Source organism: Enterococcus sp. AZ126, assembly GCF_051714545.1.
Lineage (GTDB): Bacteria > Bacillota > Bacilli > Lactobacillales > Enterococcaceae > Enterococcus_L.
Window position 1 is genome coordinate 14971 of record NZ_JBIOSB010000001.1, and the last position, 24729, is coordinate 39699.

General features: G+C 36.1%; 20 protein-coding genes. 19 read left to right on the forward strand and 1 reads right to left on the reverse strand.

Features of this window, described 5'->3' with window-relative positions; all coding sequences use genetic code 11:
• Nucleotides 1-80 precede the first annotated feature (80 nt).
• The 5 genes from IGI43_RS00095 (at nt 81) to IGI43_RS00115 (ending at nt 7166) form a co-directional block, all read left to right on the forward strand.
• Complete coding sequence (locus tag IGI43_RS00095; RefSeq protein ID WP_438758786.1) at nt 81-686, forward strand: DUF1361 domain-containing protein; 606 nt, start codon at nt 81-83, stop codon at nt 684-686.
• Between the two features lie 68 nt (nt 687-754).
• Nucleotides 755-3058 (forward strand): 5'-nucleotidase C-terminal domain-containing protein, encoded by a 2304-nt coding sequence (locus IGI43_RS00100; RefSeq protein WP_438755764.1) that lies wholly within the window; start codon nt 755-757, stop codon nt 3056-3058.
• Between the two features lie 263 nt (nt 3059-3321).
• Nucleotides 3322-4134 carry a hypothetical protein gene (locus IGI43_RS00105; RefSeq protein WP_438755765.1) on the forward strand — a complete coding sequence of 271 codons (813 nt, stop codon included), beginning with the start codon at nt 3322-3324 and terminating at the stop codon, nt 4132-4134.
• Nucleotides 4135-4349: 215 nt separating this feature from the next.
• Nucleotides 4350-5756 (forward strand): NCS2 family permease, encoded by a 1407-nt coding sequence (locus tag IGI43_RS00110; protein WP_438755766.1) that lies wholly within the window; start codon nt 4350-4352, stop codon nt 5754-5756.
• A 213-nt stretch (nt 5757-5969) separates the two neighbouring features.
• A complete protein-coding gene (locus IGI43_RS00115) occupies nt 5970-7166 on the forward strand; it encodes a multidrug efflux MFS transporter (protein ID WP_438755767.1) in 1197 nt (398 codons plus the stop codon).
• Between the two features lie 132 nt (nt 7167-7298).
• Here IGI43_RS00115 and IGI43_RS00120 read toward each other — a convergent pair whose 3' ends face one another.
• Complete coding sequence (locus IGI43_RS00120; protein WP_206841920.1) at nt 7299-7490, reverse strand: YjzD family protein; 192 nt, start codon at nt 7488-7490, stop codon at nt 7299-7301.
• Nucleotides 7491-7598: 108 nt separating this feature from the next.
• Between IGI43_RS00120 and dnaE the strand changes: the two genes are divergently transcribed.
• The 14 genes from dnaE to IGI43_RS00190 all read left to right on the forward strand — a co-directional run bounded on the left by dnaE (nt 7599) and on the right by IGI43_RS00190 (nt 24699).
• Nucleotides 7599-10931, forward strand: a complete 3333-nt coding sequence (dnaE, locus tag IGI43_RS00125) for a DNA polymerase III subunit alpha (RefSeq protein ID WP_438755768.1) — start codon at nt 7599-7601, stop codon at nt 10929-10931.
• A 171-nt stretch (nt 10932-11102) separates the two neighbouring features.
• Nucleotides 11103-12065 (forward strand): 6-phosphofructokinase, encoded by a 963-nt coding sequence (pfkA, locus tag IGI43_RS00130; RefSeq protein ID WP_438755769.1) that lies wholly within the window; start codon nt 11103-11105, stop codon nt 12063-12065.
• An 83-nt stretch (nt 12066-12148) separates the two neighbouring features.
• Nucleotides 12149-13906 carry a pyruvate kinase gene (gene pyk, locus IGI43_RS00135; protein ID WP_438755770.1) on the forward strand — a complete coding sequence of 586 codons (1758 nt, stop codon included), beginning with the start codon at nt 12149-12151 and terminating at the stop codon, nt 13904-13906.
• A gap of 359 nt (nt 13907-14265) precedes the next feature.
• Nucleotides 14266-14421, forward strand: a complete 156-nt coding sequence (locus IGI43_RS00140) for a hypothetical protein (protein WP_438755771.1) — start codon at nt 14266-14268, stop codon at nt 14419-14421.
• 227 nt (nt 14422-14648) lie between these two features.
• The gene (locus IGI43_RS00145) at nt 14649-14951 is read left to right on the forward strand and encodes a YlaN family protein (RefSeq protein WP_438755772.1); all 303 of its coding nucleotides are present in this window, start codon (nt 14649-14651) and stop codon (nt 14949-14951) included.
• A gap of 3 nt (nt 14952-14954) precedes the next feature.
• Nucleotides 14955-16148, forward strand: a complete 1194-nt coding sequence (locus tag IGI43_RS00150; RefSeq protein WP_438755773.1) for an FtsW/RodA/SpoVE family cell cycle protein — start codon at nt 14955-14957, stop codon at nt 16146-16148.
• A 102-nt stretch (nt 16149-16250) separates the two neighbouring features.
• Nucleotides 16251-19679: a pyruvate carboxylase gene (locus IGI43_RS00155; RefSeq protein WP_438755774.1), complete on the forward strand. Its 3429-nt coding sequence runs from the start codon at nt 16251-16253 to the stop codon at nt 19677-19679.
• Nucleotides 19680-19698: 19 nt separating this feature from the next.
• Entirely contained in the window at nt 19699-20820 is a 1122-nt protein-coding gene (locus tag IGI43_RS00160; protein WP_438755775.1) for a CAP-associated domain-containing protein, read from the forward strand.
• A 2-nt stretch (nt 20821-20822) separates the two neighbouring features.
• Nucleotides 20823-21254 carry a YlbF family regulator gene (locus IGI43_RS00165; protein WP_438755776.1) on the forward strand — a complete coding sequence of 144 codons (432 nt, stop codon included), beginning with the start codon at nt 20823-20825 and terminating at the stop codon, nt 21252-21254.
• Complete coding sequence (locus IGI43_RS00170) at nt 21244-21594, forward strand: YlbG family protein (RefSeq protein WP_438755777.1); 351 nt, start codon at nt 21244-21246, stop codon at nt 21592-21594. The genes IGI43_RS00165 and IGI43_RS00170 overlap by 11 nt, the downstream gene beginning before the upstream one ends.
• Nucleotides 21595-21703: 109 nt before the next feature.
• Nucleotides 21704-22267, forward strand: a complete 564-nt coding sequence (gene rsmD, locus IGI43_RS00175) for a 16S rRNA (guanine(966)-N(2))-methyltransferase RsmD (protein WP_438755778.1) — start codon at nt 21704-21706, stop codon at nt 22265-22267.
• Nucleotides 22260-22763: a pantetheine-phosphate adenylyltransferase gene (coaD, locus tag IGI43_RS00180; protein WP_438755780.1), complete on the forward strand. Its 504-nt coding sequence runs from the start codon at nt 22260-22262 to the stop codon at nt 22761-22763. Before rsmD ends, coaD begins: the two co-directional genes overlap by 8 nt.
• Nucleotides 22753-23814, forward strand: a complete 1062-nt coding sequence (locus IGI43_RS00185) for a SepM family pheromone-processing serine protease (protein WP_438755781.1) — start codon at nt 22753-22755, stop codon at nt 23812-23814. Before coaD ends, IGI43_RS00185 begins: the two co-directional genes overlap by 11 nt.
• A gap of 261 nt (nt 23815-24075) precedes the next feature.
• Nucleotides 24076-24699, forward strand: coding sequence for a helix-hairpin-helix domain-containing protein (locus tag IGI43_RS00190; protein WP_438755782.1), 624 nt, complete (start codon nt 24076-24078; stop codon nt 24697-24699).
• Nucleotides 24700-24729: the final 30 nt, after the last annotated feature.

Consider the following 24729-nt stretch of genomic DNA (forward strand, 5'->3'; position numbering starts at 1 on the left):
GATAAAAAAGGATGGTGAAATAGTTGATTCAAATCTCTCGTTGGTCAATACGAATAGCAACTTTGATTTATTGTACGTACATGTTATTTTTTTCTGAAATGTATTCTTTTATGGCATTGAATGTTTTATTGGGGTATATTCCGCTGGAAATTAGTTTCCATTTTAAAAAACTAAGAAACCAGCTTTTTCTTATAGTAGGATTTTTTTGGTTATTATTTTATCCCAATGCTCCGTATTTATTTACAGATTTTTTTCACTTAGAAAATTTGCCTATCAATCAAGGAATGGATCAGATATTCAGTCAGTCGTTGTCTGCCTGGTTCTCATTTAGCCTATTGACAGTTGGGATCTGTGTGTATGGTTTTTTAGGAATGGCGACAGTATTTACGGTACTTAATGAAAGTTTTAGTAGAAATATTTTGCAAAAGAAATGGCAAGGAGCAATCTTTGTTTTGTGTGTAAATATATTGTCCAGTTTGGCAATTTTTGTTGGGCGATTTGATCGTTTACATAGTGTCTATTTATTTACGAAACCGATTGAAACACTGCAAATTATATTTTTGACATGGTCAATAGAAAAAGTATTATTTATTCTTTTATTTACGGTGATGCAGTTGATTTTACTAGCGGCGATTGTTATGGAAAAAGGCTTGGAATTGGTAGATAAAAACGAAAAACTGCATTGACAGAGTGTGAGGAATTTGTTACTCTTTAATTATGTGTTTTTGGAAATAATTGCAGAGGAGTTACAAATATGAAAAAGTGGCAAAGTTCTTTGTTGACTATTTTATTTACTATTGGAGGCATCACTAGCGGCGTCGTGGGGACGACTAAGATCGGTGAGGCACAAACAAATAACGGATCGGATAAGAATAATCTGCCAGTTGTACAACAATCGCAAGCAGAAAACATTCCTTTTCAAATTTTAGGAATCAATGATTTTCATGGTGCTTTGAATACAACGGGTTCCTTCTTTGACGATCAAGGCAATAAAGTAGCGAATGCTGGAAAAGCTCCACTTCTTGCAGGTTACTTGAATCGTGCACAAGAACAATTTAAAGCAGCAAATACGGGTGCTCAAACATTACGTGTACAAGCTGGTGATATGGTTGGAGCAAGTCCAGCCAGTTCAGGGTTGCTTCAGGATGAGCCGACGATCAAAGTATTGAATCAAATGGATTTTTCTGTAGGGACTTTAGGGAATCATGAATTTGATGAAGGACTTCAAGAATTCAATCGAATCATGCTCGGTGAAAAACCAGAAAATGATCCATATGGTATCTTGATGTCTTACCCAAGAGAAGCATCGAAAACTCAGATCGTGATCGGAAACGTCGTAAAAAAAGGAACAGAAGAAATTCCTTTTGGTTGGAAACCCTATACAATCAAAGAAGTAGGAACAGTCAATAATAAGGTGAAAGTTGGATTTATCGGCGTTGTGACAACTGAGATCCCAAATTTAGTTTTAAAAGAACATTATGAAGCATATGACTTTTTAGATGAAGCTGAAACGATAGCCTACTATTCTAGCCAACTTAAAAATCAAGGTGTGAATGCAATTGTCGTGTTGGCTCATATTCCCGCTACGAGTAAAGCGAATAAAGTAAATGGCGAAGCAGCTGAAATTATGACGAAAGTTGATGAAATTTATCCTGATAATAGTGTAGATGTATTTTTCGCAGCGCATAACCATCAATATACGAATGGGGTTGTCAACAAAACAAGAGTGGTCCAGTCAACTTCACAAGGAAAAGGTTATATTGATGTACAAGGAACTCTGGATCCAAAGACCAATGATTTTGTTGATACGCCTAAAGCAAGTGTCCTGCCAGTCGACCCAGCAGCAAAAGATACACCTGAGATTGATGAAAAGGTCGAAGCAACGGTGAAAGATGCTGAAGAACGTGTCGCCAAAGTTACGAATAAAAAAATCGGAACAGCGAAAGAAGCTGGCGCGATCACTCGTGAAGTGAACGAGTCAAAAGAATCACCACTAGGTAATTTGATCACAGATGGTCAAATTGCGATGGCAAAAGCGCAAGGTATTGAAGCAGACTTTGCTATGACGAATAATGGTGGGATTCGTGCGGATTTGGCTGTTGGAGAAAATCGTGCTATTACCTGGGGAGCAGCTCAAGCAGTACAACCTTTTGGAAATATTATGCAAGTAGTCGAAATGACAGGTGCACAAGTAGAACAAGTATTAAACGAGCAGTATGATGAAGAAGAACGTTACTTCTTACAAATTTCTGGTTTGTCGTATACCTATGTTGCGACTGAAGATAAAAATCAACCGTTCAAAGTCCAAGATATGCAGACAAAAGAGGGGACACCTATTCAAGCAGATAAAACCTATCTAGTTGTGGTCAACGACTTTTTATTTGGTGGGGGAGATGGTTTCTCTGGATTTACGAATGCTAGTTTCGTTAATGCGATCAAGCCTGATACAGAGACGTTCATTGAATATATCGAAAGCAAAGAAGCAGCTGGTGAGACGATTGGTGCAACCGTTGAAAACCGTAAAAAACAAGTAGCGCCAACAAAGCCTCTAGAACCAACAGAACCAGAAAAACCAGAAGTGCCTGATACAAGAGAAGCTGAAGAGAAAATCAAAAAAGCAACGATTTTCGATCCCTTATATGAAGACGATGAACTTTTAAGAGGGGTTACGCTAGCAAATGCGACAATTTTACTTTATGATGGAGAAATTCCTCAGATGAGCGTAAGAACAACAGAACCACCAAAAGCGAATTTGATTGGACATGCTGATTCAGAAGGTCGTATTAAAATCAACGTTACGTCATTAAACATAAAAGGGAAAAAGAAGTTGACGGCTATAGTGTTAGATGAAGAGAAAAATAACGTTAGGTTTCCAATAGAGATTTTACCGAAGAAAGAAGCAATCATTGAGTCATCAAATACAAAAGAGCTTTCAGAAAAAGGAGCTAAAAAGAATTTACCTAAAACAGGTGAAAGTCAATCTTCTCTTTCTCTTTTATTTGGAGCAATAACGATCAGTACCAGTTTTATTGTTCTATTAAAACGTAAAGTTTTATAAAAAAGAAGCTCGACAGTTATGGATTTCACATAATAACTGTCGAGCTTCTTTGGCAATAATTAGATAAAATCAAGGAATTGGATGAAAGTATTTAGTTGAAAAAACAAAGAATGGCACTATATTTTTTGTCATTTATCCAGATTTAGAGTTATAAATAAAACGAATCTTTCGTTTTGTCTCGGACTCATTCTCCATGTTATACTATACTTAATGTTATGAATTGAAAAAAAGCAAATCAGCTATAAAATAAGGGAGGTTAATGTATGAAAAAAGATAAGTACCACGTTATTTTGATGGTTTCTCTAGTTCTTTTATTTGTTGTTTCAAACTTTTTTCTTTTTATTTTAGGAGAAACATCCAGAAATGTAACAATCAACCTACTATATGGCCTTTCCTTTGTTCCGGTTGAGGTTTATGCGACAGTTTTCTTGTTGGAACGCTTTTTAAGCAGACGGGACAGACTGCGTGAAGAACTTCGAGAAGATTCCGATTATTTTTCTATTGCAAAAGAAGCGCAGGAGCAATTGATATGGTCGATCAAACAAGGCTTGTTGGAAAATTTTATGGGAACTACCTCTAATGTAGAATCGAATTTTGAGTTATTGTATCAAAAAAGAAAACAAATTTTAACTGTTGATTTGTGGCAAAAAAATTTACTTAAAGAACATTTGCTGATTTCCTCAAAGAAATATATGATCAATGAGGATCAACTTGAAGAAAAAGAGTTGACAGCCCTAGAACTTTCCACAGAAGTTGGGGAGTATATTACAAACGAAATAACTGAATTTTACTCCATTTACCTGAAATTTATTCTTTTAGATATTTTCAAAGAACTTCATGGTATCTACAAAGCGTTGGAGTTAAGTATGATTTTTAGTGATAATCCCTATGTTTTCAAAACGAAACACCAGTTGATCAATCAACAAAAAGCAGGAGAACTAAAATTGAAAGATTGCGAAGAGTTGTCTAGAATTTCACAACACTTGATTGAATCCATTTATCAACATTTAAATGAAATCGATTCCATGACAGAAAAACACTTTGCTGAGTTTTCAAAAACAGAAGATAATAAATAATCTGAAAAAAACGAACATTAACGACTTAAATTGATTATAAAGTTAATAATTTATTGAAATAGACTTTGCTCTACCTTATACTTTAAAAGTATTCATCAGAAAAAAGGAACATGCACTTGTTCTGTAGAAATCGTTGGCTGTCTAAAATAGTTACTTAAACGAGCGAAACGAATCATTCTGATAAACTTAGAGTAAAAAAGGAGAGAGACAATTTCATGGAAAAGTTTTTCAAATTAAAGGAAAACAAAACGACTATCTCAACGGAAATGGTTGCAGGGATAACGACATTTTTTGCAATGAGCTACATTTTATTCGTAAATCCGTCGATTTTATCTCAAACAGGAATGCCGTTTCAGGCAGTATTTTTAGCAACAATTATCGCATCAATCATTGGAACCTTGATCATGGGACTATTTGCAAATGTTCCTTATGCTCAAGCGCCAGGTATGGGTTTAAATGCCTTTTTCACGTTTACAGTTGTTTTCGGTTTAGGCTATACATGGCAGCAGGCCTTAGCAATGGTGTTTATCTGCGGGTTGATCAATGTTTTGATTACGGTAACGAAAATTCGTAAATTGATCATCAAGGCGATTCCAGAGAGCATGCAACACGCAATTGGCGGTGGTATCGGTATCTTTGTTGCTTATGTAGGACTTAAGAATGCAAAATTATTAGATTTTACTATTCAAGCAGAACCTGATAAAGGCATCGTTAATGGAAACAGTATCGTTCCAGCATTAGGAAACTTTAATAATCCTGAAATTATATTAGCAGTTATTGGCTTGGTTTTAACTACAGTTTTAGTAGTTTTAAATGTTCGTGGTGCTATTTTGATTGGTATTGTAGCTACGACGATTGTTGCGATCCCATTTGGTGTCGTTGATCCGTCAAGTATAAACTGGCAAGAGAATTCTTTGGGGCATTCTATTAGTGAATTAGGAACAACTTTTGGTGCGGCATTTGGCGCAGATGGTATGCAGTCGTTATTTAGTGATGCATCAAAAATTCCTCAAGTACTGATGACGGTTATTGCTTTTAGCTTATCTGATACATTTGATACGATTGGTACGTTTATCGGAACAGGACGTCGGACAGGGATATTCTCTAAAGAAGATGAGCTTGCGCTGGAAGACAGTAAAGGTTTTTCAACAAAAATGGACAAAGCCTTGTTTGCGGATGCGATTGCAACTTCGATCGGTGCCGTGTTTGGAACATCTAATACTACGACTTATGTGGAAAGTGCTGCAGGAATTGGTGCTGGGGGCCGAACAGGATTGACGTCAGTAGTGGTTGCTGTTTTATTCGCATTAAGTAGCTTATTTTCTCCACTGATTGCGATTGTTCCAGCACAAGCAACTGCTCCTGCATTGATTTTAGTTGGGGTCATGATGCTTGCGTCATTCAAAGATATTGAATGGACAAATTTAGAAGAAGCAATTCCAGCATTTTTTGCATCGATCTTTATGGGGCTATGTTACAGTATTTCTTACGGGATTGCAGTAGGATTTATCTTTTATGCAGTAGTTAAAGTTGCAAAAGGAAAAATTAAAGAAATTTCTCCAATTCTTTGGGTAGTAAATGCTCTGTTTGTTTTAAACTTCATTATTTTGGCAATTTTATAACGTATGATCGTGTTAAAAAGAAGTCAAAATGGCAATTAATTTTTTTGGTGGTTATTTCTTCTTTTGTCATGTATTGCTATTTAGGTTGTGAAACGAAAGTGAATTTTTACTTTTGTTTCACAACCTTTTTACTTGTTTACGTAAAAATTTTTTGAGAGATTGGAGAATTTGGAGTATAGTTAATAGTGAAGAACTTGTGAGGTGTATTTTAAGATGAAAATTGAATGGAAAAAGAATTTAATGGTTGCCTGGTTGGGCTGTTTTTTTACGGGTGCAAGTATTAGTTTAGTAATGCCTTTTATTCCTGTATATGTTGAGCAGTTGGGGACTCCGAAGAATCAGGTAGAGTTATTTTCTGGTCTTGCCATATCTGTTACGGCTTTTGCAGCAGCAATCGTTGCACCGATTTGGGGGAATTTAGCGGATAGAAAAGGTCGGAAACTGATGATGATCAGAGCAGCGGCTGGAATGACGATCACGATGGGTTCGTTGGCTTTTGTTCCAAATGTTTATTGGCTTTTGATCATGCGTTTTTTTAATGGGATACTCTCTGGATATATTCCTAACGCAACTGCGATGATTGCTTCACAAGCACCAAAAGAAAAAAGTGGATGGGCACTAGGAACTCTTTCGACAGGAGCAATTGCTGGAAACTTGATTGGACCATCGATTGGCGGGGCACTTGCTCAATGGTTTGGGATGGAAAATGTTTTTATTATCACTGGAGTGGTGTTGTTGATCACAACTTTACTAACGATTTTCATGGTGAAAGAAGACTTCCAACCAGTTGAGAAGAAAGATTTATTGAGTACAAAAGAGATTTTTTCAAAGATGGACCATGTATCCATTTTGATTGGATTATTCATTACAACATTGATTTTACAAATTGGTGTTACAAGTATTAGCCCGATATTGACACTATATATTCGCTCGTTGAGCCATGATACTGGCAATATTTTGTTTATTAGTGGGCTAATCGTTTCAGTTGCTGGTGTATCTGCTGTGATCTCTTCACCGGTGTTGGGGAAACTAGGAGATAAGATTGGTAATCATAAGGTTTTATTAGCTGGATTGATTTTATCAATGATCTGTTATATTCCTATGGCCTTTGTCAAAACGCCTTTTCAATTAGGATTACTACGTTTCTTTCTTGGGTTCTCAACAGGGGCGTTGATGCCGTCAATCAATACGCTGATCAGTAAAATCACGCCATCAGAGGGTGTAAGCCGGGTTTACAGTTACAATCAGATGTTTAGTAATTTCGGGCAAGTTTTGGGTCCGATGGTTGGATCAACCGTTGCTCATGGTATGGGTTATAGTGCAGTATTTATTGTAACAGCGTGTTTTGTATTAGGAAATATTTGCTTGTCGTTGTTTAATTTTCGGAAAATTTTAAATAAAAGTCTTTAAACGGTTGAAAACATAAAAAAACCAGTTACAATGTTTGTAATAACTGGTTTTTTTATAATCATCACTTTCACGGAACAAAAGGCGATTCAAAAGCTATTTTTGGAAAGTCAGCTTAAGGAGACGACCTGAAAGTTATTGAGCACTTTTAGTGGTTTCTTTTTTTGGTAATGCAAATTGACCAATCAATAAGATAATCACGCCGGTAATCAATGACATAATCGTTGTCAGCATAAAATCGTAAGTTCCGCCGTTTAAAGCACCACCGATATAACCGACTACTTGTCCTAGTAAGAAGGACCACAACAATACAAGAATGTAACGCATGGAATGCACCTCTTTTCTAGCTATAGTTTAGCACAATTTTTGCAAATGTAAAGAAATTGAAAGTTACATTTTTGATTTAAAACCATCATATATAGAAGGAGATGTCCTATGCCCTTTCCACAATTATATACAATTACTTCCTATTCCTTACTCTCCAGTACTATTCGGATTCAAGAATTAGTGCAACAAGCAAAAAAACTAGGCTATACGACCCTAGGAATTACCGATATCAATGTGCTTCATGGGGCAATCGAATTTTTTGAAGCCTGTAAGAAAGAAGCAATCAAACCGATCATTGGTTTGACAGTAGAATATACGCCACAAAAGTCTGAAGAATCTGCTCAGTTATTATTATATGCAAAAAATTTAGAAGGCTATAAAAACTTGATGCGGATCTCCACTGCCAAGATGAATAGTGAAAGACATTTTTATTTGGACGATATTAAAGAGCATTTAACGCATTTATTTGCCGTGATGTCGTCTGAGAGAGGGGAAGTGGCTTTTGCTTTAAAACAAAGTGAGGTAGAGGCAGCTGAAAGTTTAGATCGGTTAGTGCAATTATTTGACCCAAGCTCCTTTTTTGCGGGCGTCTCATTTACGTGCAATCCAGAAACTGATGCTGCACTTTTTAAGTTTTACGAAGCAAAAGATCAACCACTCCTTGCTTTACAGGAAACACGTTATTTAAATCGAGAAGATGGCTTTGCATTAAAAGTATTAACTCACATTGATAAAGGACAACAAATGACGCTTAATGCGGAAGAAACAGAAATTGAAGGCCCTTTTTATCTCAGAAATCAGACAGATGCAACTGAGCAGTTACGTACAATTGTGAATGAACAAGCTATTCACAATGCGGAAAAACTTGCCGAGCACTGCACGGTGGAGATTCCTTTACATCAGCGCTTATTACCGCATTACCCGATTCCAGAAGGGAAACAGGCAGGCGAATTTTTGAAAGAGTTATGTTTGAAGAAACTTCCTGAACGCATTTCAATTGTTTCACCTGAATATGAAGAGCGCTTAGAAAAAGAGCTTGATATCATCCATACAATGGGGTTTGATGACTATTTCTTGATTGTTTGGGACGCAATGGCATTTGCTCATGATAAAAAAATCGTGACAGGTGCAGGTCGTGGTTCTGCTGCGGGTTCTCTGGTGTCATATGTTTTATCAATCACGGACGTAGATCCAATCAAATATGATCTGCTTTTTGAACGATTCTTAAATCCTGAAAGACACTCGATGCCAGATATTGATTTAGACATCCCAGATAATCGCCGTGAAGAAGTGCTGCAATATGTTCGTGAAAAATATGGGCACTATCATATGGCACAGATTGCTACATTTGGAACGATGGCAGCAAAAATGGTTTTGAGAGACGTTGCTAGAGTCTTTGGTTTGTCTCAAAGTGAGTCAAACCGTTGGTCAAATGCTGTGCCTAGTGCATTGAAAATGACGTTGAAAATAGCTTATGCTGATTCAAAAAATCTTGTGGAATTAGTGAATTCTTCTGAAACGAACCGGTTATTATACGATACGGCTATGCGCTTAGAAGGCTTACCACGTCATGTTTCCACCCACGCAGCTGGTGTGGTGATCAGTGATTTGAACCTTTTAGATATTGTCCCATTACAACCGGGTTCAAATGATATTTTTCTGACACAATTCACGATGAATGACGTTGAAAAAATAGGTTTGCTAAAGATGGATTTCTTAGGACTTAGAAATTTATCGATCATCGATGATACGATTAAATCGATCAAACGAGTGTACAAAAAAGAAGTGATTTTAAACCAAATTCCTTTAGATGATGAATTGACATTGTCCTTATTTAGACGCGGAGAAACGAGTGGTGTTTTTCAGTTTGAGTCAGCAGGTATCAGAAATGTTTTACGAAAACTTGGGCCAACAAGTATTGAAGATATTGCAGCTGTAAATGCCTTGTATCGTCCAGGACCAATGCAGAATATTGATTTGTTTATTCGTCGAAAAAAAGGGCAAGAACCAATCAATTACCCTGACGCTGTTTTAGAACCGATTTTAAAGAATACGTATGGCGTTATTGTGTATCAGGAACAAATCATTCAAGTTGCCTCTACGATGGCAGGTTTTAGTCTAGGACAAGCAGATATTTTACGACGTGCAGTTAGTAAAAAGAAAAAAGATGTATTAGATGAAGAGCGCAAACACTTTGTTGAAGGTGCAATGAAACAAGGGCACAGCGAAGACGTTGCAATGATGATTTACGATTATATCGAGCGTTTTGCTAACTACGGATTCAACCGATCTCATGCCTTTGCTTATTCGTTTATTGGGTTTCAAATGGCGTACTTAAAAGTACATTTTCCTGGCGCTTTTTATGCAGCAATTCTTCATTCGGTAAGACATAATCCTACTAAAATCAAAGAGTATATCGGAGAAGCACGTAAAAATAAAATGGTCATCGTGCAGCCATCGATCAATTCTAGTAACTATAGCTTTTACTTAAATAATGATGATCAAATCATGTTCGGTTTTAGTTCTTTAAAAGGAATCCGCAGAGATTTTATCCAAAATATTTTAGATGAACGAAAAGAGCGAGGTCCATTTAAAACATTTGATCAATTTTTATTACGCATTGATCGAAAGTGGCTGAAAGCTGAGAATATTCAACCATTGATTGCCATTGGTGCCTTTGACGATCTGCAAGCAAATCGTCGTCAATTAGCAGTTAGTCTAGAGAGTGAAATTCAAAACATCATCTATAGTGGCGGTAGCATGAATCTTTTAGAAGATACGTTAAAACTAAAAGAAGTAGAAGTTGCAGATTACTCATTAGAAGAGAAGCTAGAACAAGAAGAACAATATTTAGGTGTATACTTGTCAGGTCATCCTACTGAAGAGTTCAAAAAAACGCGTTTAGCAAAACAAGTGATGCTAGTCAGTGATGTAGTAGAAAACCAAACAGCCCGCTTATTGATCTATGTCAAAGATATTCGCGTGATTCGTACAAAAAAAGGCGAACAAATGGCTTTTGTTGAAGGGGATGATTTAACAGGTTCGTTATCTTTGACGCTTTTCCCTACAGTTTTCAGAACACTCCGTCAAACTGTTGAGCAAAATCAAGTTTACTTTGTAGAAGGAAAAATAGAAAAAAGTAATTATAATCAAGAACTTCAATTATTGGTAAACCAGATTGAAAAAGCGAGTGATATTGAAAACAGTATCAGTGCAACAACGTGTTATTTAAAAATTATTGAAGCGAAAGACCAAAAAGAAATTTTGCAAAGTATTCAAGACGTCATTCAAAAGCACAGAGGGAATACACCAGTAATTATTTACTTTGAAAAAAATGGTAAAAAATTAGTTCTGGGAGAAGAAAATTGGATAGCTGATACAGTAGATGTAAAAGAACAACTAGAAGCGATTTTAGGTGATCAAAATGTTGTTTTCAAATGATTTACGGTAAAAAATACTAATTGTTTTCATCTTTTTTCAATTATTTCTTCTTTAATCAAGACATTTTGCACTATTAATGGTAAAATGAATGACGTGATATTTTTGAGTAATGAATAACTGTGACAAAACTTGTTGCAGCTTAAAAGTATATTATATGAGGTGAAAGAACGAATGAAACGTATCGGTATTTTAACCAGTGGGGGAGACGCCCCAGGAATGAACGCTGCAATTCGTGCAGTGGTACGTAAAGGGATTTTTGATGGAATCGAAGTTTATGGGATCAACTACGGTTTTGCAGGCTTAGTCGCAGGAGATATCCGCCGTTTAGATATTGCGGATGTTGGTGACAAAATTCAACGTGGAGGAACATTTTTATATTCTGCACGTTACCCAGAATTCGCAACAGAAGAAGGACAATTAAAAGGGATCGAACAATTGAAAAAATTCGGCATCGAAGGATTAGTTGTTATTGGTGGTGATGGTTCTTATCACGGAGCAATGGCTTTAACAAAACGTGGATTTCCAGCTGTAGGAATTCCAGGGACGATCGATAATGATATTCCTGGGACTGATTTCACGATCGGGTTTGATACAGCAATCAACACAGTCCTAGAATCAATCGACCGTATTCGTGATACTGCCACTTCACATGTACGTACATTCGTCATTGAAGTAATGGGACGTGGTGCAGGCGATATCGCACTATGGTCAGGTGTTGCAGGTGGAGCGGATGAAATCATCATTCCAGAACATGATTTTGACATGGTTAATGTTGCCAAGCGTATTAGAGAAGGTCGTGATCGCGGCAAAAAACATTGCTTAATTATTTTAGCAGAAGGTGTGATGGGTGGTAACGAATTTGCCGATAAACTTTCTGAACATGGCGATTTCCACACACGTGTGTCTATTTTAGGACACGTTGTCCGTGGCGGCTCACCAAGTGCTCGTGATCGTGTCTTAGCAAGTAAATTTGGTTCTTACGCTGTTGAATTATTAAAAGCAGGTAAAGGTGGACAATGTATCGGCATGCTGAATAACGAAGTTGTTTCTGCAGATATCGTTGATACTTTGGAAAACAACAAACACAAACCAGATTTATCACTTTATGATTTAAATCAAGAGATTTCTTTTTAGATACAAGTTTCATAAAGTATCGCTTGAGGAAAATAGATAATCTTCATAATGTATAAACAAAAATGGAATAGGAGCGTTTGGTAATGAAAAAAACGAAAATCGTATGTACGATCGGACCAGCTAGTGAAACTGTTGATATGCTAGTAAACTTAATGAATGCAGGAATGAATGTTTGCCGTTTGAACTTCTCACATGGTGATTTTGAAGAACATGGAAACCGTATCAAAAATATTCGTGAGGCTGCAAAAATTACAGGGAAACGTGTAGCAATCTTACTTGATACAAAAGGACCTGAAATTCGTACGAACGAAATGGAAAATGGTGCTATTACATTAAAAACTGGCGATTCAGTACGTCTCTCTATGACAGAAATGTTAGGAACAAACGAAAAATTTTCAATCACTTATCCAGAATTGATCAACGACGTAAATGTTGGCTCTCATATTCTTTTAGATGATGGATTGATCGACTTAGAAGTGACAGATATCGATCGTACTGCGAACGAAATCGTTACACTTGTTAAAAACGAAGGCGTTCTTAAAAATAAAAAAGGTGTTAACGTACCTGGCGTTTCAGTAAACCTTCCTGGTATTACAGACAAAGATGCTGCTGATATCCGTTTTGGTATTGAACAAGGTGTTGACTTTATCGCAGCAAGCTTCGTTCGTCGTGCAACAGACGTTTTAGAAATTACTAAAATTTTAGAAGAAGAAAATGCAACACACATCCAAATCATTCCTAAAATCGAAAACCAAGAAGGAATCGACAATATTGACGAAATCCTAAAAGTTTCTGACGGTTTGATGGTTGCTCGTGGTGATATGGGTGTTGAAATTCCAACAGAAGATGTACCTGTTGTTCAAAAAGATTTAATCCAAAAATGTAATGCCTTAGGTAAACCAGTTATTACAGCGACACAAATGCTAGATTCTATGCAACGCAACCCACGTCCAACACGTGCGGAAGCAAATGACGTTGCCAATGCAATTTATGATGGAACAGATGCAGTTATGCTATCTGGTGAAACTGCTGCTGGGGATTACCCATTAGAAGCCGTTCAAACAATGGCTCGTATCGCAGTTCGTACAGAAGAAGCATTGATCAACCAAGATTCATTTGCATTAAAATTATACAGCAAAACAGATATGGCAGAAGCGATTGGTCAATCAGTTGGACATACTGCCCGTAATTTAGGTATTCAAACAATCGTTGCGGCAACTGAGTCAGGACATACTGCCCGCATGATTTCTAAATACCGTCCAAAATCACATATCGTTGCGATTACATTTACAGAACAAAAAGCTCGTAGCTTATCATTATCTTGGGGTGTTTATGCAACAGTGGCAGACAAACCTGCAAGTACTGATGAAATGTTTAATTTAGCAACTCACACTTCTCAAGAAGAAGGTTTTGCAAGTGAAGGTGATTTGATCATCATCACGGCTGGTGTACCAGTAGGTGAAAGAGGTACAACAAACCTAATGAAGATTCAAATGATTGGATCAAAATTAGTTCAAGGTCAAGGAATCGGCGAAGCTTCAGTTATTGCCAAAGCAGTTGTAGCTAATACAGCTGAAGAAGCAGTAGCAAATGCAGTAGAAGGTTCTATTCTAGTTCTTAAAACAACTGACAAAGATTACATGCCTGCAATCGACAAAGCAATTGCTTTGGTAGTCGAAGAAGGCGGATTAACTTCTCATGCAGCAGTAGTTGCAATTGCAAAAGATATTCCTGTAATCGTTGGTGCTGCTGATGCAACAAGCTTGATTGAAAATGATGAATTAATCACTGTTGATCCTCGTCGCGGTATTGTATACCGTGGTGCAACAACAGCAATCTAGACCTTTTATTACAACGTTTAAAGAGCGCGAATGAATCATGCAATGTGATTCATTTTCGCTTTTTTTATATTTTTTGAATCAAATTTCAATGATTTTAAATTTTTTTCTAAACTATATAATCCATTTAAAATAATCCATTTAAATTAAAATTTAATTGAATAGCAAAGCTGCCTTAAGAAGAAGACTTAAATTTCTATCGTTCAAGAGACGATTTTTATATAAAAGAGCGTTCGATTTATCTTAGATAAATAATCATCATTCATAGGTACTTTAATAGCTTCTTAAAATAGATTCTGTTACTATAAATAATAGCGTTTATATACAAGTTGAACCACACATTTTATAAAGGAGGAATCGTTATGAAAGAGAGTGCAAAAGCAGGAGTTTCGTTTGGTTGTGCATTAGCATTGGTCATCTCTTACGTGAACTGGCACAGTATTATTTGGGCAGTATTTCATGGTGCTTTGAGTTGGTTTTATGTCATCTATTACGCAATTGTTTATGGCTTAAATTAAAATAAAATACTAGAAAAAATCAAAATAATACCGAGATTTTAGCAGCAACGGTGATTACTATATACAGTTGAGCCAGATTTAATTTTAAAAGAATATTGAGACTGCCACTTATTTCTGTTTGTTAAGATAGTAAAAAAATTTTTAACAGAGGATTTTAAGAAAAGTTCTGTTAATGAACAGACAAATTATGCTATAATTACATAATTAAGATGGGAGGTTTAGTGCAAATGGAATCCATTTCAAAAGAATTTGCCGTTCAGCTGTTAAACGATGATGCAAACAGGATCATTATGTTGATCCGTAATCAAAAAAATAGCTTGTGTATTTCCCAGTGTAAGGCTTTTGAGGAAGTTGTAGATACACAAATGTATGGTTTTTCTCGTCAGGTGACGTATGCCATTCGAATTGGTATTTTAAGTTCAAAACAAGGACATCAATTACTAAGTGACTTAGAAAAAGAGCTTAATCAATTATATAGTGACGTTTATGAAGAGACACAAGAAAAAAAAGAGAGTGGCAAGGAGGGTTAAGCTTTGCCAAATAAGATAAAAAAGAGACATCTGTTAGACTATAGCATTTTGATCCCGTACTTAGTCCTTAGTGCAATCGGATTGATCATGGTTTATAGTTCGACATCTTCATTATTAGTATCAAAGGGATTATCACCAACAAGTATGGTCATCTCTCAATTACAATTTTGGGTTTTAAGTTTAGTTGCAATGTTTTTTATTTACAAGATGAAAACAACTGTTTTTCAAAATAAAGCCTTTATTATGTTTGCAATTAGTGTGATCTCTGTTTTGCTAATGGCCGTTAAATTTACACCATTGGGAAGAACAATCAATGGGGCTTCTGGCTGGCTATATTTGGGCGCGTTTTCGATGCAACCAGCCGAGTATCTGAAAATTATGGTGATTTGGTATTTAGCTTTTATTTTGGGACGTAGACAGAAATATATCGATAAAGAATTTAAAAAAGCTGTGTTTAGACCAATGCTTTTGGTTGGTTTTTTGATTTTTTTAGTGGCTATACAGCCCGATTTTGGAAATGCAGCGATTCTAACACTAATAGTCATTATTATGTTATTGGCTAGTGGTGTAAACTATATGTATACTTATCTTGTTGGTGGCGCTGGAATTTTAGGTAGTATTGTTGTCATTCAGGCTTTGATACTAAGCAAAGGTAGTTTTATTCCTCAAAGGTATCAATATGTATATCAACGTTTTGCTATATTTTTAAACCCATTTAAAGATGAACGCAATGCCGGACATCAGTTAGCAAATTCATATTATGCGATCAACAATGGTAGTTGGTTTGGAAAAGGTTTAGGTAATAGCATTCAGAAAAAAGGTTTCTTACCAGAAGCACATTCGGATTTTATTTTTGCTATTACGATCGAAGAGTTAGGTCTGTTAGTTTCCTTGATCATTTTAGCAATTTTGATGTTTATGATTGCGCGTATCATTCTAGTCGGAGTGCGTTCTAAAAAACCGTTCAATTCATTGATGTGTGTCGGTATTGGTTCAATGTTATTGTTGCAGGTTTTTATTAATCTTGGCGGTATTACAGGTGTTATTCCTCTAACCGGGATCACATTCCCATTTCTTAGTCATGGAGGAAATAGTGTGTTGATTATTTCTACAGCAGTGGCATTTGTACTGAATATCAGTGCAGATGAAAAAAAACAAAAAATGGATCAGGAATACCGATTACTTAATAATCAATAACTATAAATGAAGGTAATTGTATGGCAAGACAGAAGTAATTTCGATTTATTTTGGCGTTAAATACTTCTCAGTCAGCCTAAATAAACAGGTAGGAGTGAAAGAATGAAAAAAGTTTTAGTAGCAAATCGTGGAGAAATTGCAATTCGAATTTTTAGAGCCTGTACAGAGATGCACATCGGGACAGTGGCGATCTATGCAGCAGAAGATGAATATTCAGTTCATCGTTTTAAAGCGGATGAAGCGTATTTAGTCGGTAAGGGTAAAAAACCAATTGAAGCGTACCTTGACATGGAAGATATTATCAGAATCGCTAAAAAATCTGGTGCGGATGCTATTCATCCAGGCTACGGGTTTCTTTCTGAAAATTTAGAATTTGCTCGTCGCTGTGAAGAAGAAGGGCTCACTTTTGTCGGTCCATCATTACACCATCTAGATATTTTTGGAGATAAGATCAAAGCAAAAGAAGCGGCTGTTGCAGCTGGGATTTCATCAATACCAGGTTCTGATGGTCCAGTTGATACTGTAGAAGGTGTCTTGGATTTTGGACGGACACATGGTTTTCCGATCATGATCAAAGCAGCACTTGGTGGAGGCGGTCGCGGTATGCGAGTTGCTCACGATGAAAAAGAAGCCAGAGAAGGCTATGATCGAGCGAAAAGTGAAGCTAAGGCGGCATTTGGTTCGGATGAGGTCTATGTTGAAAAATATATTTCAAATCCGAAACATATAGAAGTTCAAATTTTAGGGGATACGCATGGCAATGTGATTCACTTATTTGAACGTGACTGTTCAGTACAACGTCGTCACCAAAAGGTCGTCGAAGTAGCGCCTTGTGTTTCGATGAATGAAGAAAAACGGAAAGAAATCTGTGATGCTGCCGTTCAATTGATGAAACATGTTCAGTATATCAATGCTGGAACAGTTGAATTCCTGGTTGAAGGAGATCAATTTTACTTTATTGAAGTGAATCCTCGTGTTCAAGTAGAACATACGATTACTGAGATGATCACAGATATCGATATTGTAGTATCTCAATTGCAAATCGCTCAAGGGCTTGATTTACATAAAGATATGAAAATTCCGAAACAAGAAAAAATTACGTTGAATGGTGCAGCAATCCAGTGTCGAATCACAACAGAAGATCCACTGAATCACTTTATGCCAGATACTGGTAAAATCGATACTTATCGTTCGCCAGGCGGTTTTGGTGTCCGTTTAGATGTTGGAAATGCTTATTCTGGTGCAGTCGTTACGCCTTATTTTGATTCATTGCTAGTAAAAGTTTGTACCCATGGCTTTACCTTTGAAAAAGCAATCCAAAAGATGGAACGCTGTTTAAGAGAGTTTAGAATTCGCGGCGTTAAAACAAACATCCCATTCCTTCACAAAGTGATTGGTCACCCTGAGTTTCAGTCAGGTGAGGCAAAAACAACGTTTATTGATAATACTCCGCAATTATTTGAATTTCCAAAATTAAGAGATCGCGGAAATAAAACAATGAAATATATTGGTGAAGTAACGGTCAATGGATTTCCTGGCATTGAAAAGTTAGAAAAAAAATATTTTGATGCACCGCGTATTCCGACAGATTTAGAATTACGTAGTGATTATGTGACAGCAAAGAATATTTTAGATAAAGATGGAGCGCAAGGTGTGATCGACTGGGTCAAAAAGCAAGAAAATGTTTTATTGACTGATACGACCTTCCGTGATGCACACCAAAGCTTATTAGCGACTCGTATAAGAACACAAGATTTTAAAGAAATTGCACGATTGACAGGTGAAGGATTGCCAGAGCTATTTTCAAGTGAAATGTGGGGTGGCGCAACATTTGATGTTGCCTATCGTTTCTTAAATGAAGACCCTTGGCAACGACTACGTAAGATTCGTAAATTAATGCCGAATACATTGCTCCAAATGCTGTTTAGAGGTTCGAATGCTGTTGGCTATCAAAATTATTCTGATAATGTTATTGAAGAGTTCATTAAAGAATCAGCAAGACAAGGCATTGATGTTTTCCGTATTTTTGATAGTTTGAATTGGCTGCCTCAAATGGAAAAAAGTATTCAAACCGTTAGAGACACAGGGAAAATTGCTGAAGCGGCTATTTGTTACACAGCTGATATCAATGATCCATCAAGAGCAAAATACAATGTTGAATATTACAAAAATATGGCGAAAGAACTTGAAAAAATGGGTGCTCATATTATTGCGATCAAAGACATGGCTGGTTTGTTAAAACCACAAGCAGCCTATCGTTTGATCAGTGAATTGAAAGATACGACAGATTTACCGATTCATTTGCATACACATGATACAAGTGGAAATGGTATTATCACTTACTCGGCTGCGACAAAAGCCGGCGTTGACATCGTTGATGTCGCGACAAGTGCAATGAGTGGGGCAACAAGTCAGCCAAGCATGAGCAGTTTGTATTATGCTTTAGTTAATGGCGATCGTACGCCTGATGTCAATATCGATAATACGCAAAAAATCAACCATTATTGGGAAGATGTTCGTATGTATTATCAGCCATTTGAAAATGGCTTGAATGCTCCGCAAACGGAAGTCTATATGCATGAAATGCCAGGTGGACAATACTCTAATTTGCAACAGCAAGCAAAAGCGGTTGGTTTAGGTCATCAGTGGGATGATATTAAAAAAATGTATCATACTGTCAATCTGATGTTTGGCGATATCGTAAAAGTGACACCCTCTTCAAAAGTTGTAGGGGATATGGCACTATTCATGGTTCAAAATAATTTAACAGAAGAGGATATCTACGCTAATGGAGAAGAATTAAGTTTCCCTGAATCAGTCGTTACATTTTTCCAAGGAGACTTAGGCCAACCAGTTGGTGGATTTCCAAAAGATTTACAAAGAATTATTTTGAAAGGACGTCCAGCATTTACTGAAAGACCTGGAAGTTTGGCAGCACCTGTAAACTTTGATAAAGTAAAAGCAGAATTAGCTGAAAAAATCGGCTACGAACCAAAATTAGAAGAGATATTGAGTTATTTGATGTACCCACAAGTATTCTTAGATTACCGTACTTCTTACCAAAATTTTGGTGATGTTACTTTATTAGACACACCAACGTTTTTCCAAGGGATTCGCCAAGGTGAATCGGTTGAAGTCCAGATTGAAAAAGGTAAAACATTGATTATTCGTTTAGATGAAATTGGTGATCCTGATATTGAAGGAAATAGAGTATTGTTCTTCAATTTAAACGGACAACGCCGTGAAGTAGTCATCAAAGATACCTCTATCAAATCTTCCGTTCAAGCAAAACGTAAAGCAGAACCAACGAATAAAGAACAAATTGGCGCAACGATGTCAGGCTCTGTCCTTCAGGTTTTAGTTAAAAAAGGCGATAAAGTCAAAAAAGGCGATGCCCTATTAGTAACAGAAGCGATGAAGATGGAAACTACGATTGAAGCTCGTTTTGATGGTATTGTTGAGCATCTTTACGTGTTTGAAGAGGAACCGATCAGTTCAGGCGACCTCTTAATTGAAGTAAAAGAACATTAAACGAAAAGTGGGGGAAAAGATGAAACGATTTTTAGCTTTCGTAGGCGTTTTCTTGGTAGTCCTGATAGGCGGATACTTGCAGCCAGTCTTTTTCCCCGCTGAAAAAATGCAGCAAAAAGCAGAAAGTGGGAGACAAGATATCTCCCATACTGCTTTACCATATGAGGAAATTTCCACATCTGGTTATGCTGCTTACATAGGTGAAAAAACAGATGACTTTGTAAAAGTGTTTGGTGAACCAATTGAAAAACTGAACACAGCTATGGGATATGAGCTATGGATCTATGGCGAAAAAGATGCAGATTATCTAGAAATGAATGTCCAAAACGAAAAAATTTCTGCAATTAAAGCATTCAACGATTCAAAAGAAACAAAACCATTCTCAATTGGTATGAAGTTATCTGATGTTTCAGAACTGATGACAATATATTCAAATTTTGCGTTTACATACAAAGAAAGCAACTATGATGTGGAACTGATGGAAGAAGATATGAATTATCGACCATTGATTGCTTTTGATAACAAAACATTTGCTATTTTATTTTTCAATCATGGTACAGGTAAACTTTCAGCTGTTACGTATTTAGACAAAAAAACATTATTGACATTAATGCCTTATCAATTGATTGAAGGAGAAGTTGTGCCTTTCTTTATAACAGAACAGACCTCTGGATTTGATGCTATTAGAAGCAATCAAATAATCAGAACGATCAATTTGCTGAAACTTGAGGAAGATTTACCTAGTTATCGTGTGAATACTGAAAGTCAAAAAAATGCTCAAAAACTATTTGATACTTTAAATAAAAATCAAAAAAATATTTTTTCGCTTGAAAGAGCAGAAATTTGGCAGTATAGCAAAGAACAAATGATGGCAACTGCTAGTTTTACACTCACAAATGATGAATATCAAAAATTATTGAAAATTGCTCAATTAGACAAGAAAAAAGCAACGGGTATGTATACAGAACCGGTTTATGACTCAACGTTCACTGTGCTTTCTTGGTTTTCTGATTCACTGTATTATTCTCGTTTCGCACATCAAGAAAACGAAAACATAGGCGTTGCTTTCTCTAAAGCAAGTATGTTAGTCTTATTACAAGAATCAGAAAAAGAAATATCACAAACAGAGGAAAGTGAATAAGGATGATAGTAACAGAAAAACTTTTTGAAATAGAAGATCAAACAGAAAAACTTGTTCAAGCCATTTTGACAAGTGAAAGCATTGAATCTTATAAAATAAATCGTCAAACAATGTACGGATCAAAAGATGTTCGAGACAAACAAAAGGCATTTTTAGACGCAAAAGATTCATTTGAGCGAATCGAAGCCTATGGGAATCATGCACCAGATTTTCGGACTAAACAACGTGCCGTTCGTCAAGCAAAGCGAGCTTTGGATATGAGCGAAGAAGTCGCAGAATTTCGTTTTTCTGAGACAGGTGTCCAAACGATCTTAGATTTAGTAGGTATGGCAGTAGCAAAAACAATTTCAGACGATATTAAAGTAGATGCTGGAAATCCCTTTTTTGAAAAAGGAAAACACTCGGGTTGTGGGGGTAATTGTCATGCAAGTTAAAGAAGAAAAAGAATTTACTATTCAAAAACGACGTTGTTTAGTTGTTTTTGTGTACAGTTTAAAGCAATTAAAAACGCTGAAGCGCTTTGGGTTGATCCACTATGTATCACGCAGAATGAAGTATGTTGTCATTTATATGAATGAAGAAGATATCGAAAGTTCAGAAGCTAAAATCAATGGTCTGCATTTTGTTCGTAAAGTAGAACGTTCTTACCGTCCGGATGTAGAGATGAATTTTGCTGAAAAAATTGGCACAAAAGCTGCTTATCAGTATAAGAAAGAAGAAGGATTTGAAGTGGAAGAATTAAGTACTCAAATTCGTTTAGCTGAAAATGTGTAAAAATTGAGATGAAAAATGTGAAAGAACGTCAAACATTTTTCATCTTTTTTCTGTATAATTACTATACTATTAAAGTATAGTAGTCGATTAAGTAAAGGAGCGTTAAAAGATGCGGGTTATTTCTGGAGAATATGGCGGACGCCGTTTAAAGGCATTGGATGGTGACAATACACGTCCTACAACGGATAAGGTAAAAGAATCGATTTTTAATATGATCGGTCCGTATTTTGATGGAGGTACAGTATTAGATTTATATGCAGGTAGTGGAGGTCTCGCAATTGAAGCAGTCTCAAGAGGAATGGATATTGGGATTTGTATTGAAAAAAATTTCTCTGCTGTTAAAATCATCAAAGAAAATATTGAAGTAACAAAAGAATCTTCCAAGTTTATAATCAAGAAAATGGACGCCAATAAAGCGTTGGCATTTTTAAAAGAAGAAAAAATAACAATCGATTTGGTTTTACTTGATCCACCGTATGCTAAACAGGAAATCGAAAAACAAATAGAACTAATGCTTGACTATAATTTACTAAGTGAAGATGGCGTCGTTGTTTGTGAGACGGATAAATCTGTCGTACTTCCTGAAACGATCGGTACATATGCAAAAACGCGCGAAACAACTTATGGTATCACTCAAATAACGATTTATAAACGGGAGGTACATGATGACTAAAATTGCTCTTTTTCCTGGCAGTTTCGATCCGTTGACAAATGGCCATCTAAATATGATAGAACGCAGCACAAAAATGTTTGATAAAGTCATTGTGGGAGTCTTTGTGAACACAAACAAAACGGCACTTTTTACCTTAGAGGAAAAACTTGTTTTAATTAAAGCAGCAGTTGCCCATTTAGAGAATGTGGAAGTAATCATTCAAGAAACGAAACTCACTGTTGAGGGTGCAGCAGAATTAGGTGCAACCTTTTTAATTCGAGGAATAAGAAATGTAAAAGATTATGAGTATGAAAAAGATATTGCTAGAATGAATCACCATTTAGCACCTGATTTAGAGACTGTTTTTCTACTAGCCGATGAAGCGTATGCCCACATCAGTTCAAGTCTATTAAAGGAAGTACTTAGATTTGGTGGAGATGTTTCTATGTATTTACCTGACTCTATTAATCAAGCACTAAATCAAAAGAATCGTGAGATGAAACTAAATGAAGAATAAACATGAAGAAAAACGATCAATCAAGTCGATGCTCCCTTTCATAATAGTTATTTTATTAATTGTTATAATGATTTTTCCCATACCTTATTACATTGAAGGCCCAGGAACAACCGAAAATTTAAAAGATTTTGTGACAGTGAATAATAAAAAAGATGCCGAACCAGGTGCTTTCTATTTAACAACAGTTGGGGTTCGTAAAGCAACATTAGGCTCAGCATTAAAAGCAAAATTCTCTGATTTTCAAGAATTAGTTAGTAAAGAAGAGCTGATGGGATCAAGTACCAGCAGTGAATACGATCGAATTCAGCAATATTATATGGATTCGTCAAAAAATGCTGCAATTGAGCAAGCGTTAAAACTTGCTGATGTTCCATATAAAATGATTTTTAAAGGTGTCTACGTTTTAGCAATTGAAGATAATTCTAGTTTTAAAGGGAAAATTTCTGTTGGAGATACTGTGACAGGAATCGACGGAAAAACATTTAAAAGTAGTGAAGAATTTGTCGACTATGTAAAAAAACAAAAAGTCGGACAAAACGTCACTGTAAGCTATTTACAAGATGGTAAATCTAAAGAGGCGGAAGGTAAATTGATCGAATTGCCAACAGATAAAAAAGCAGGGATCGGAATTGGCCTGACAGATCATACTGAAATTGAATCTTCAATTCCTGTTGAAATCGATGCAGGAAATATTGGAGGACCTTCAGCAGGTCTGATGTTTACCTTGGAGACGTATGAACAATTAACACAAAAAGAAATCCGCAAAGGACATAAAATTGCTGGGACAGGAACGATCAATACTCAAGGAGTGGTTGGACGAATCGGTGGTATCGACAAAAAGGTTGTGACTGCTAGCAAAAATGAAATGGAAATTTTCTTTGCTCCTGATGATGAAATCACGAAAGAAATGAAAAAAGCTGAGCCAGGAATCAAAACCAACTACGAAGAAGCAAAAGCTGCTGCTGAAAAAATTGGAACTAAAATGAAAATCGTACCTGTAAAGAACGTGCAGGATGCATTAGATTATCTTGATGCGTTGAAAGAAAAATAAAAAAGGAAAGTTGGGACAGAAAGAGTTTTTTCTGCTACCGTTTATTCGGATTCCTTAAGTCTAGGGTATAACTCGTAGAGTTATGTCCTAGGCTTTTTTTATTTTAGTGTAAAAGTCAAATGAACTTCATATCAGGCAGATTCAGTGGGACAAACTACTAAAAGTTCTTAAAAACTATAATTTTTCGACGAATGAACTTTCATATTTTCTAACATGAAAAAATAAAAAGAATGCGTATCTTTATTTAGAAGGGGGAAAATCATGGGATATCGTATGTTGTTACAGAAATACAAGCAATATATCATCGGCTGCATTATTCTGCTGATAATTATTGGTAGTATCATACTCTTTACTTTTTTTAAAGCTGCACCTGATAAACTACCAGATGACGAGTTGATGATGAGCTCAGTCCATTCATCCCAGTCAAGTGAGATAGAATCGTCTTCTCAGCAAATATACGTAGATATAAAGGGAGCTGTGGAAAAACCAGGAATGTATGAAGGGACAACGAACATGCGTGTCTGGGACGCTGTGATGCTTGCTGGAGGTGTTAGTGATGTGGCAGATACAAAACAAGTCAATTTCTCTGAGCGAATTTCAGATCAAATGGTCATTTATGTACCAAAAATAGGTGAAGAAATTCAAATATCTGAGAAAAATAGTGAGTCACAAGAGAGCCAAAGTAAAGATACAAGTAAAATCAATCTAAATCAAGCTAGTGAGACCGAATTACAAACTTTACCTGGCGTTGGTCAAAAGAAAGCACAAGAAATCATTCGTTATAGGGAAGAAAATGGCGGGTTTAAAACCATTGAAGATTTAAAGAATATTTCAGGTTTTGGTGAGAAAACATTCGAGAAATTAAAAGAGTTAATCACTTCTTAAAAAATTTTACTTAAGTGAAAAAAAAACAAC